Origin of the sequence: Maribacter spongiae (assembly GCF_047345125.1) — a bacterium.
Classification (GTDB): Bacteria; Bacteroidota; Bacteroidia; order Flavobacteriales; family Flavobacteriaceae; genus Maribacter.
In genome coordinates, this window is sequence record NZ_JBLFEQ010000019.1 from 1 (window position 1) to 10,765 (window position 10,765).

Annotated in this window: 13 protein-coding genes; 2 read left to right on the top strand and 11 right to left on the bottom strand. The window is 32.3% G+C overall.

What is annotated here, in order from left to right:
• Window positions 1-353 precede the first annotated feature (353 nt).
• From ACKWB9_RS15460 to ACKWB9_RS15500, 9 genes are all read right to left on the bottom strand, one after another.
• Window positions 354-1,733 carry a hypothetical protein gene (locus ACKWB9_RS15460; RefSeq protein ID WP_414003917.1) on the bottom strand — a complete coding sequence of 460 codons (1,380 nt, stop codon included), beginning with the start codon at window positions 1,731-1,733 and terminating at the stop codon, window positions 354-356.
• A 297-nt stretch (window positions 1,734-2,030) separates the two neighbouring features.
• Window positions 2,031-2,180 carry a hypothetical protein gene (locus tag ACKWB9_RS15465; protein WP_414003918.1) on the bottom strand — a complete coding sequence of 50 codons (150 nt, stop codon included), beginning with the start codon at window positions 2,178-2,180 and terminating at the stop codon, window positions 2,031-2,033.
• A gap of 53 nt (window positions 2,181-2,233) precedes the next feature.
• A complete protein-coding gene (locus ACKWB9_RS15470; protein WP_414003919.1) occupies window positions 2,234-3,238 on the bottom strand; it encodes a hypothetical protein in 1,005 nt (334 codons plus the stop codon).
• 193 nt (window positions 3,239-3,431) lie between these two features.
• Window positions 3,432-4,091, bottom strand: coding sequence for a hypothetical protein (locus ACKWB9_RS15475; RefSeq protein ID WP_414003920.1), 660 nt, complete (start codon window positions 4,089-4,091; stop codon window positions 3,432-3,434).
• A gap of 150 nt (window positions 4,092-4,241) precedes the next feature.
• Entirely contained in the window at window positions 4,242-4,745 is a 504-nt protein-coding gene (locus tag ACKWB9_RS15480; protein WP_414003921.1) for a hypothetical protein, read from the bottom strand.
• Between the two features lie 161 nt (window positions 4,746-4,906).
• The gene (locus tag ACKWB9_RS15485) at window positions 4,907-6,223 is read right to left on the bottom strand and encodes a TlpA family protein disulfide reductase (protein WP_414003922.1); all 1,317 of its coding nucleotides are present in this window, start codon (window positions 6,221-6,223) and stop codon (window positions 4,907-4,909) included.
• A gap of 236 nt (window positions 6,224-6,459) precedes the next feature.
• On the bottom strand, window positions 6,460-7,491 hold the full coding sequence (locus ACKWB9_RS15490; RefSeq protein WP_414003923.1) for a metallophosphoesterase: 1,032 nt from the start codon (window positions 7,489-7,491) through the stop codon (window positions 6,460-6,462).
• Complete coding sequence (locus ACKWB9_RS15495; protein ID WP_414003924.1) at window positions 7,488-7,979, bottom strand: hypothetical protein; 492 nt, start codon at window positions 7,977-7,979, stop codon at window positions 7,488-7,490. The genes ACKWB9_RS15490 and ACKWB9_RS15495 overlap by 4 nt, the downstream gene beginning before the upstream one ends.
• 408 nt (window positions 7,980-8,387) lie before the next feature.
• Window positions 8,388-9,128 carry a hypothetical protein gene (locus ACKWB9_RS15500; RefSeq protein ID WP_414003925.1) on the bottom strand — a complete coding sequence of 247 codons (741 nt, stop codon included), beginning with the start codon at window positions 9,126-9,128 and terminating at the stop codon, window positions 8,388-8,390.
• A 112-nt stretch (window positions 9,129-9,240) separates the two neighbouring features.
• Between ACKWB9_RS15500 and ACKWB9_RS15505 the strand changes: the two genes are divergently transcribed.
• The gene (locus tag ACKWB9_RS15505; protein WP_414003926.1) at window positions 9,241-9,414 is read left to right on the top strand and encodes a hypothetical protein; all 174 of its coding nucleotides are present in this window, start codon (window positions 9,241-9,243) and stop codon (window positions 9,412-9,414) included.
• Window positions 9,415-9,628: 214 nt separating this feature from the next.
• On the opposite strand, the gene ACKWB9_RS15510 is transcribed toward ACKWB9_RS15505, so the two are convergent.
• On the bottom strand, window positions 9,629-9,931 hold the full coding sequence (locus ACKWB9_RS15510) for a HigA family addiction module antitoxin (RefSeq protein WP_414003927.1): 303 nt from the start codon (window positions 9,929-9,931) through the stop codon (window positions 9,629-9,631).
• A 10-nt stretch (window positions 9,932-9,941) separates the two neighbouring features.
• On the bottom strand, window positions 9,942-10,223 hold the full coding sequence (locus ACKWB9_RS15515; RefSeq protein WP_414003928.1) for a type II toxin-antitoxin system RelE/ParE family toxin: 282 nt from the start codon (window positions 10,221-10,223) through the stop codon (window positions 9,942-9,944).
• 152 nt (window positions 10,224-10,375) lie between these two features.
• On the opposite strand from ACKWB9_RS15515, the gene ACKWB9_RS15520 reads away from it, so the two are divergent.
• Window positions 10,376-10,549 carry a hypothetical protein gene (locus ACKWB9_RS15520; protein WP_414003926.1) on the top strand — a complete coding sequence of 58 codons (174 nt, stop codon included), beginning with the start codon at window positions 10,376-10,378 and terminating at the stop codon, window positions 10,547-10,549.
• Window positions 10,550-10,765: the final 216 nt, after the last annotated feature.

Sequence of the window (10,765 nt, forward strand, 5' to 3'; positions counted from 1 at the left end):
ATATTAAATATTTTTTTTCGTTTTTCAGTTGAGTTTCGATAAGAATCCATCCATTACTGGTTGAATAGAAGGGAAATGAAATTTTGGTTTGAACTGTAACTTTTTGAGGTTTTACTGGTTTTTTACAATTAATTAATAGCATACAAAATACTATTATCATAAATGTTCTTTTTATTTTCATACAGTTCTTCAACTTGTGCCCAACGGTCTCGTATAATCGTCGGTTACGGATTTATATGCTTTAATTTTCGGTTTAACACAGGCTTTAGCAATTCCGAGTGGATTCGGACGTAGTCGTCCCGATAGCTATCGAGGACGCCGTAATTGCGGTTATACATTGTTGTAGTGCGTTTTTATCTTTTTATTAGTTTTCCATTTAATTCAAATCTTCTACAAGGCCATTGAACTCCGGCATATTCATTTCCAAACGCTTCGTAATCATATTCTAATACTTTTTGACCTTGCATTAAATATAATAAAACAGTATCGTCTGGAAGCAAAAACCAAACAGAACTATCATTATTTTTATTTCTTATTTCGAAAAAAATGGCTTGTTCTATAAATCCTCTATCAAATCGATAATTGCAACTACAATTATTTTTTTCAGAAGTTTTAATCGCTTTTTCAATATCAAAACTCGGTTCTATGTCAGCTGTTTTGTACCATTCTAAACTTTTGACATAATTGTCCTGTTTTTCCCAATCTTCTGGACTTTTATTTACACCATCAACATTATATTCATTAATCGTTTTGTTGTTAAAAAAGTATATGTCTAAAGTACTTTCGGGATTTTCATTTAAGTAATCTGTAATGAATGAGATTTTCTGAACTCTTTTTAATGGGTTTTTATAGTTGCTAATAATTGAATCTCTTGAATAAATGGTTTTTCCTTGTTTAGAAGCCATAAAAACCAAGTCAATGTTTGTAAGCATTTCACTATTGTGAAGTTTGATTTTGAAGGTTTGTGGTTCATCCCAAATATATCTTCCACGTCCATATACTTCTCCAAAGTATTTAATGTCAAATTCTGCTTCTAATTCTTTAATTTCCTTGTGATATGTATATGCAGACAATTCATAAAGTTTGGTGATGTTGTAGTCGATTATTTTGTTTGTCAAATATTTTTGAAGTCTATTTCCTTTTAAAGGTTTTGGTTTTTTCCCTGAATCAAGAATTATTTCCTCAATCTCAAAATTGTAATTTTTTGTTCCAGTTAATGAGTCCGTCCAAGGTATTTTGAAGCCTCCAATAGATTTTCTTGATGTGATTTCATTTATCAAAAGATTGTTTTGGAAAACTCTAATTTGATATTCATCTCGATACCTTTGGTGCATTGTTATACAACAACCATTGTTTAGGTAGTTCAAATAATATTTTTTGTAATTTTTTAAATTTTGAAGTTCAGGTTTAATGAAATCTTTTTGCTCTTGATTCCAATCTACTTTTGAACGTTTATACTTCTTGATTAAATCTAAAGGATTATTTAATATTTGTAAGGTATCTATTTTCGAGTCTCTAAAAATGTCATCGATAGACTGAATATTTGAAATTGCATTTAATAAGTCAAAAACTTTTCTATTGTTTTCGATTTTTAAGCTGTCAGTCGAGTATAAATATTCATTATTATCGAATCCAGTTGCATAGAGATTATGAACTAAATAAACTTCTTTATTGGTGTTTTGAGAAAGACCAAATTGGTAGGTTAAAAGAAATAAAAATATTAGTCTATTCATTGATTTGGTTTTAGTTCCTCAAATGTATTTTTCTTTTTAAATTCAGAAAAGTCATATTGAGTAAACTGGACTTTTGGTTGAGTAACGAGTTTTTTCTCAAATTACGCACAACGGTCTCGGCTATGAGTAGTAGCGGATTTCTACTCACAAATCTTTCGGTTTTGCACTGACCTTTGTTTTATATTTATACTTTCGTTTTATCACTTAAACCGCTATTACTTATACACCGTGTTAGGCACTGGCTTTTTATTTTTTTCTAACTCTCAATTTTTCAACTTTTTCAATTGAAAGTCCTGTTTATACCGCAATCGTTTCGTTATCAACTCCGTTTCTTTTTAATTCTTTTGCTATTTCGATTGTTTTCTTTTTATTGGCAATTTCAGTAGCCTCTTTTTTAAATCTTTGTTCAAGGACATATTTTGGAATATACTTCGTACTTTTTTTCAATTCGTCTTTGTAAAGCAAAACTAAAAACTTCCATAGATTCTGCTAATATTTAACTACTTAGAGTTTTCCAATTTTTCCAGTCTTTTTTGTAATTCTATTAGTTTTTTGTTGATTGATTCTAAGTCCTCAATTTTTTTGGCTTGTTCTTTGATTTTCTTTTCTTGTTGAATAGTATAAAGCGTCAATTCCTCAATTTTTTGCAATAGTTTGGAATCCATTTCACCAAGGTAAATGCCTTTTTCCTGAACTTCTTTGGCAGAAGGAATGTCTTTTAAATGGCCTTTTTCTTTGATATGGTTTTCTACTTCTTGAAGTGTTGGTAGTTTGTAATTGTCGTAAAAAACGAAATCAGACCAACCTGTTTCTACTTTTATTTCTTTAGCTCTTATTTTTCCATTTACAGCTAATTTCCAGTCGTTGGGATTTGCTGTTCCTATCCCTATATTTCCAGAAGAATCTATAACTAATCTATCACCTTGACCTTCATGCGAAAAATGCCATTTTCCATCACTTCCAGAATAAATACCATATCTATTTCCTGATGTATTGTGTAATTGTAATCCTGAACCCCAGCCAGCTCCAGATGACTTTAATAATAAAGCCAAATTATTTGTATTTCCTTTAAAAATCTCTATACCAGAACTTGGGCTTGTTGTTCCAATTCCTATATTTCCATTTCCAAGAATAGTCATTTTAGTTGAAATATCGTTTAGTTGATGAGTATTAGGGTTTTGGACAGCAAAGTCCAATCTAGGATTGAGCCAACCAGGATTAGAACCACTTGAAACAAGAGCAATATACCCCCCGTAGTCATTTGCACTATGACCTCGATTAGTAAATAATAAAGAAGTACCATCACCTGAATCCAAAGCATTTTTATGAGTCAATCGCATGATATGTTTAATTCCAGAACCTCTTTGAAAATTTCCATCAATATCTATAGTATATTGAGGAGTAGAAGTTCCAATACCTACTTTACCTGTTGTAGGAAAAGTGTTTTGGGCATTAATTCCGAAACTTATTCCAATTAATGTCAATAATAAAATTCTTTTGTTCATAATTTTGTTTTATTGTTTGTGTTATTTTTCAGCTTGTGCCTAACGGTCTCGTATAACCGTCAGTTACGGTTTAATATGCGTTAATTTTCGGTTTGACACAGGCTTTAGCAATTCCGAGTGGATTCGGACGTAGTCGTCCCGATAGCTATCGAGGACGCCGTAATTGCGGTTATGCATTGTTAGCCACAGTATTTTATTCAATTCCATTCGCGACATAAATTTCACGTCCATACTTTGGTGTCACTATTTTGATTTCTTTTTCCTGACGATTTTCCAATGTTATCTTAATGTCTTTTTTGTAGAATGTTTCATTCTCTCTTTTATAGATTTCTTGTTCTCCATTTTCACATTTTTCATATTCCTTTTTAGAAATTAACTTACCAGTAGATAAATTAAAATCATCCGTTTCCCAATATTCACAGAGTTTGAAATAAGTACTTGTGTATCCAATTAATTCAAATTGATTGTTTTGAAATCGATATTTGTCAATGTAAGACCATTTCCAACTACTACCACCAAAAAAGTGAATTTTTAAAATTCCGTTTTCTATTTCAATTCCTTCAAAAGGGTCTCCCCACATTCCACCTTCTTGACTTTTTAAAATTGCGTTTTTTGATTTTTGCCATTCAGTCCACTCTCCAGATTTGTTTTTTAAAATCTGAATTTCTCTAATATTCCCAAATTCTGTTTTTTCGTTGGTTTCATATACGATTACTTTTTCAGCAATTCCGTCATTATCTAAATCACCTGTTTTTTCTTCAATAATTTCAAATTCAGTTTCAGTATTGCTTTTCTGTCCGAATGAAAAATTGAAGCTAATCAGAAATAGTATTATATAGATTGCGATTTTCATATTGCTGCTAACGGTCTCGGCTATGGTTTCGTTACGGAATGGTACGTGAGTATCATTCCGCCGTAACCATAAATTTAGCAAAAAGGCTTGAAATTCCGATTAGGAATTTCAGCTGTAATGGACTATCGCCGTTGTTGTACAACGTTATTATTACTTACATTTAATTTTTAAGAATTCATAAATTCCACTTTTAATGCTTTTCCGAAGATTACCTTTTTTTGTTCCATGCATATAAACAGTGTTAGTTCCTGTTGTTTTTATTTCTTTATTATCGAAATAAAAGATTATGTCCGTATTCATTACCGCATCAGCGGTTCTGAAATTCCAGACAATTTTGTCAATTTTGACCTTAATTTTTAAAATGGAATCTGTCGGAAACCCGATAGTTTCAGTTACTTTTAATTCAGATGTTATATTTTCGTTCAGTTCTTCTACAGCTCGATTAAATGTAAGTTCATAATTTGGAATTTTTGATTCGCCGATACTTGGCCCAACTTTTTCTATTTGTACGGTATTACTTTGTTTGTCAAAAATGAATTCAATTGTTTTATCACATTTTAATTCGGATGCCAGTCTATTGATTTCTTTATGTGATTTACAACTTAAAATCAATATTGATAAAATCAGAAGTATTTGTAGTGTCTTTATGTTCAACTTGAAGTTTTGGTTTTAATGTTGTACAACGGTCTCGGCTATGAGTAGTTGCGTGGGTTAGTACTTAATTTAGTAAGTACACACCAAACTGAAAATCCTCGAGGATTTTCAGAAGTAGGCGAGAACAAGCAATTACTTATAGCCATTGTTACCTGCTGGCTTTATTCGTTAATTAAGCTTTCTATTTTGCTATCCAATTCTTTTCCTCTTAAATTTTTTGCCACAATCACTCCTTTAGGATTTAAAAGAAACGTTGTTGGATATCCACGTACTCCATATTTTTCTTTTATTTTGTTAAAGTCATTTGATATAATTTGAGGCCAAGATATTGAATGTTTTTGTGTCAATTTTTCTAAAGATTCTATTGGACTATCTCCAACAATACTAATAATTTCAAATTTTGACTTATCAACATTTTTATATAAATCTTTTAAGTTTGGGATTTCCTGTATGCAGGGGCCACACCAAGTAGCCCAAAAGTCGAGTAATACGTATTTCCCTTTTAAGCTATCTAGTGAAATTGGAGTTTCTGTTTTGAAATCATTCCCAGAAAAATTGAAAGCTTTAAATCCAATTTGGGAAGAAAACAATTTGTTTTTGGGCGAATTCACTTTTTCTAAGACCAATACATTTTCATTCTTTTTTATACCTAAATTTTTGTAAATATCATTCCCAATTTCAAGATATTCGTTTTTTGCAACTACCTTTTGATAATTCACTTTTTTCTCTTTATCAATTTGGCTGCTAACTTTGATGATTTCTATACTGTTATATGACAAATCTGTGAAATTGTTAGAGTGGATAGCTATTTCTTCTCCGTTTAATTTTGTTGTAGCATATTGTGCAAAACTGCACATGAATATGTTGTATTGCCTCATATGTACAATTAAGAGTGGAGCATTAACTTCGATTATTTTGTCATTTGAAAATTGTTCAAAATTAACTTTGATAGCGTTACTTTTTACTAATGAATCTTTATTGATTTTATCTTGCGGATTTATTTCGATTGGTTCAAAAATATTATCGTCACTAAAATCATAATTATTATTTGCATCGACAATCATTTTTAATTCACCAATAGAATCTCTTCCTTGTGTAAAAGCTATTTTACATTTTATTGGTTTTTTCGATAAATTCACTGAGTCTGGTACCCAATTCCATGATTTCTGCAATTCCTTGTACCTCTCTTTTGTAATATTACCTAGATAATAGTTTTGATACACGGATTGATAGATATCCGTATTAATATCACCAACTTTAACATCAGACCAGTCTTTAGGTATTCCAGATGTTTTTAAATGTGTTTTCTTCCAAGGGTCATTTTCATTATCTGAATAAGGAGATATTCCTCCCATGCCTGATTCAAAAGGTCCATATCCTTCTTGGAATGTTATCGGTAATCTAAAGGTTTTCTCATTTGAGCAACTTGCTATGAAAATAAGGCAAAAACTGAATAATAAAATAGTTCTAAATTTCATGCGATTTATTTATGATTAATGATGTTCTTAGTTTTCATGAGCTTGCAGGTAACGGTCTCGTATAACCGTCAGTTACGGGTTAAATTAGCGTTTATTTTCGGTTTAGCACTTAGCCAAATTTACAATTTTACCGTTACTTTTCTTTTAACCATCAAATTGTAAATTTGGTGGATTTTGTTAATATGCACCAACTTTGGGTCTGGCACTTAACCCTTATTATTTTTATACCGTGTTATCTACTGGCTCTTTCTATTCGGAATTTCAGATAAATTTAATTCAAGTGCTAAGTCAATAACTTTTTGCGGTGTGTTCAAAATTTTTTCTAAATCAGATAATTGTAGGTTATTAGAATTTGCTTTAAATATAAATGACCTATAACTAAGTTTAGCTACCTCTTTATTAAACAACTCTTTATGTTTTTCCTTTAACTTAATTGTAATTTCCTCTAATTTCCCCTTGATAGTTATGATTGTATTTTGGACATTATTAATCCAATTTTCAATCCCTTTTAGGAATTCTATTATTTCAACCTCTTCTTTATAGCTTAATTTACTTAATTGGTTATGTATGAACTCAATTTTCATTTCCTCCCAATTTTTAGCATTTAAAACGGGGATTTGCCATTTTGACTGTTCTTCTTTCCAATAATCATTATTAACTTTTATTTGGTGAATTTTGAACCCAGGTAATTCAATTATTGTTAGTTTTCCTCCGTGACAAGCTCCGGTGTCAATTCCATAGGTATTATTATAAATTTTAGGTTTATCACCAACTACGTGATGTCCATAAATTATAGGTTTTTCTCCTTTATAATAATCAGACCAAAATTTCCCTTCCTCATATTTATTTTCTAAATATTTAGAGCCAGAATTCGTTCCAGAAAGCACTTCTTGTTTTTGTTCTTGTAACTTTTTGTCGTGCTCAAAAAATGCGTGAACAATGATTGCTTCATTCGTTTCAAAGAAATATGGAAGAGTTTCAGTCCATTTTACAAATTCAGTATATTCATCAGCAAATTGAACTTTAACAATTTCTTGAGAATAACTTAAAATTCCTCTTTGGTGCTTTCTTTCGTGATTTCCCATTAATACTATTGAGTTTTCACGATTTTTAAAATAATTATAAAGTTCAACAGATTTATTTCCTCTATCAACAATATCGCCAAGAGAGATAACTAAATCATTTTTTGTTATCCCTATTTGATTTGATAATTCTATGAATTCATCATAACATCCGTGTAAATCTCCTATTACAAATGTTTTACTCATTTTAGTATTTTTCCAGCAATCATATTATCTTTCTTTTCAGCCCAATTATGCTCATCCCAATAATAGTATTCACTATTTCTGTATTCTGAAAGGTTTAATGTGTCAAATTCATCTAGTCCTTCTTTGTTAATAACACCTAGTTTTTTCAGTATTTCATTTATTGATTTTTCTTTAACAACAATTTTTCCATCTTCATAAAGAGATGCACATTGGTCTCCCATTCCTCCAAAATAATCTGTTTGAATTATTGCGTATTTCTGCATACCAATTTCCTTAGAAATAAAGAATGATAATTCACAAGCCCATTCAATATTTTCACTCTCTGAATCCATATTTAAGGACAACTTACTGCCTAAATAAAGCATTGCGTCAAAGTCTAAAATTACAATTGCAAATTCATTTTCAAAAGCAGTTGCCAAAGCAAATTCTTTAATTTTATCAATTTTAATGTTTTTTTGCCCAATAATTGCACAAATATTATGTCCCATTTTAATTAAGTGTTGATTTGTGTTTTGCTTATGGCTAACGGTCTCGGCTATGAGTTGTTGCGTGGGTTAGCACTTAACTCTGCAAGTACACACCAAACTGAAAATCCGCGAGGATTTTCATAAGTAGGTGAGAACAAGCAATTACTTATAGCCATTGTTGTGCGTAGTTATTTTCTGCCTGCTTTTGAATCCACTCCATAAGTTCATCCTTGTCTATTGAGTCCCAAGTTGATTGAGTATTCTTTATTTGAGATGGATTGTCATCAGGTTGTAGTACAATCAATTCGGTATTTTCATTTCCTGCTAAGTTCAATTCAGCTAAAAACCCGACTATATCTGTCGAATTATTCTCATATAATGTTCTTAGTTGTTTTTTCAGCTTATATTTTATTGCTGGTTCAATATACGCTAGAACCCCCCATAGTCTTTGTATATCTTAACATTTTCATTCTTTTCATCAAAGTAACTATACGATGAGAAGTTGTGATAATTTTCGGGATTAGTTTTTGGTGTTCCTTTTAAGTTCGTTTCCAATAGATAGTTTATAAATTTCGGTTCCCAAAGGTCAATTCGGTTAATTCTTATATCACGTTTATGTTGATACCATTTTCTTGTAAAATCCATTGTGAAATTGCAAACGACAATACCTTTAATTTTAAGCTGAAATTTAAAGTCACTCTCTTTCACAAATTTAATATAACGCATCGCTCTATGTCCAACTAAACTTGCTCCTAAAAAGAAAATATTTTCATTAGGCAAATTATGTTCATTAAACACCTCTTGAATTAGACTATGAGTTGAATTCATAGATGATTTAGAAAAGTAAAAGTCTAAAGGGATTTCGGTTGAAACTGACAATACCGCAAATTTATTCTCAGATGCTTGACTATACATCTGCTTTGAGCTAAAATTCTTTTTGTCATACTTTGAATCTTCGAGGAAAATAAGTACACCTTTTATTTCATTATTTTCAGGAAGCATTAGAGTATAACCTTTTTGGATAAAAGGCAAAAAGTCATTTTCTCCTATTCCGACTCTTAGACTATCATTTTTTACTGGCTCGTAATATTCAACTATTTTCTGGCAAAAAGATTTCGTACTAAAAATAGTCAGAAAAAGTAAAAATAATACCTTAAAAAATCTTTTCATTAATGTTTGTTTTAATTACGCACAACTACAGCGCTAAACGTAGTGCTGCGATTTTCACGGAAATATAGCAAAATCGTTCGACTGTCGGCGGAGAATTTGACCTAGTCTTGTTATGGTATCGCTGCCGACAGGCTGTCAAGAAGCCTGCGCAGCGGGCGTAACTTGTCGATTTTGTATTATTGGGAGTGTAAATGGCAGTGCCAAATTACTTTTGGCGGCCGTTCTGGTCAGTTTTGGCTCGATGCCCACTGGAGGTGATATCTTGGTGGTATTTGCCAAGGGGTAATTTGGTTTGGCGCTGTAGTTCGAGTCGATTTACTTTAAGATGTGGTGCAACGCAGTTGCGCAGATTAAAGTTCACCGTAGGTGAATTGACTCGAACGGTCTCGGCTATGGGTAGTTGCGTGGGCTGGCACCTAACTTTGCAGGTACGCACCAAGCTGAAAATCCGCGAGGATTTTCAGAAGTAGGCGAGAGCCAGCAATTACTTATAGCCATTGTTAGGCAACGTTTTTGTTTTCGTATTTTTTGATTCCGTCCAGTTCCGCTTTCTTTTCGTCTTTTTCTTCTTCGATATCAAAGTCGTTTTGAAGTCCAAGCCAAAACTTTGCAGAGTTGCCAAAGTAAATACTTAAACGTAATGCTGTATCCGCTGTTATTCTTCGTCTGCCTTTAATTATTTCCGAAATTCGGGTCTGTGGAATTTTCAGGTCTTTTGAAAGTCGGTAAGCCGAAATTTCAAGTGGTTCTAAAAATTCGTAGAACAGAATTTCTCCAGGATGTATATTTTCCAGTCTTTCCATTTTTTTGTTTTTAATGATAGTCCATTATTTCCACTTCATTGGCGTTTCCGTTGTCCCATTTAAAAACGATTCGCCATTGTTTGTTAATCCGAATGCTGTAAAATCCATTGAGGTTTCCAGTCAGTTTTTCAAGTCGATTTGAAGGCGGAACTCTTAAGTCCTTTAAATCTTGAGAGTTGTTCAACATTCTTAATTTCCGACGTCCAACTTTCTGTATGTCAATCGGCATTTTCTTAACTCGGATTCCATTCCAAATCATTTCGGTCTCTTTCGAGCCAAATGAAACAATCATAATTCTTTTTTACGTTACTAACGTCAAAGGTAAGTAAAAAGTTTGTTTTGTGCAAATGTTGCCTAATACAGCGCTAAACGTAGTGCTGCGATTTTCACGGAAATATAGCAAAATCGTTCGACTGTCGGCGGAGAATTTGACCTAGTCTTGTTATGGTATCGCTGCCGACAGGCTGTCAAGAAGCCTGCGCAGCGGGCGTAACTTGTCGATTTTGTATTATTGGGAGTGTAAATGGCAGTGCCAAATTACTTTTGGCGGCCGTTCTGGTCAGTTTTGGCTCGATGCCCACTGGAGGTGATATCTTGGTGGTATTTGCCAAGGGGTAATTTGGTTTGGCGCTGTAGTTCGAGTCGATTTACTTTAAGATGTGGTGCAACGCAGTTGCGCAGATTAAAGTTCACCGTAGGTGAATTGACTCGAACGGTTATGTATATGGAAAGTTGCGTGTTTGTGTGCGAGGATTTTCCGAAGGAAAATCAGAAGCTAGCAAACAAAGCAACTCACATTGGTTAAGCTAAAAATAGCAATTTTTTATATACTTT

Excerpts from the sequence above, each read along its gene's own strand:
- ACKWB9_RS15460 (WP_414003917.1), bottom strand. The coding sequence starts at position 1,733 with ATGAATAGACTAATATTTTTATTTCTTTTAACCTACCAATTTGGTCTT.
- ACKWB9_RS15470 (WP_414003919.1), bottom strand. The coding sequence starts at position 3,238 with ATGAACAAAAGAATTTTATTATTGACATTAATTGGAATAAGTTTCGGA.
- ACKWB9_RS15475 (WP_414003920.1), bottom strand. The coding sequence starts at position 4,091 with ATGAAAATCGCAATCTATATAATACTATTTCTGATTAGCTTCAATTTT.
- ACKWB9_RS15485 (WP_414003922.1), bottom strand. The coding sequence starts at position 6,223 with ATGAAATTTAGAACTATTTTATTATTCAGTTTTTGCCTTATTTTCATA.
- ACKWB9_RS15490 (WP_414003923.1), bottom strand. The coding sequence starts at position 7,491 with ATGAGTAAAACATTTGTAATAGGAGATTTACACGGATGTTATGATGAA.
- ACKWB9_RS15495 (WP_414003924.1), bottom strand. The coding sequence starts at position 7,979 with ATGGGACATAATATTTGTGCAATTATTGGGCAAAAAAACATTAAAATT.
- ACKWB9_RS15500 (WP_414003925.1), bottom strand. The coding sequence starts at position 9,128 with ATGAAAAGATTTTTTAAGGTATTATTTTTACTTTTTCTGACTATTTTT.
- ACKWB9_RS15505 (WP_414003926.1), top strand. The coding sequence starts at position 9,241 with ATGGTATCGCTGCCGACAGGCTGTCAAGAAGCCTGCGCAGCGGGCGTA.
- ACKWB9_RS15510 (WP_414003927.1), bottom strand. The coding sequence starts at position 9,931 with ATGGAAAGACTGGAAAATATACATCCTGGAGAAATTCTGTTCTACGAA.
- ACKWB9_RS15515 (WP_414003928.1), bottom strand. The coding sequence starts at position 10,223 with ATGATTGTTTCATTTGGCTCGAAAGAGACCGAAATGATTTGGAATGGA.
- ACKWB9_RS15520 (WP_414003926.1), top strand. The coding sequence starts at position 10,376 with ATGGTATCGCTGCCGACAGGCTGTCAAGAAGCCTGCGCAGCGGGCGTA.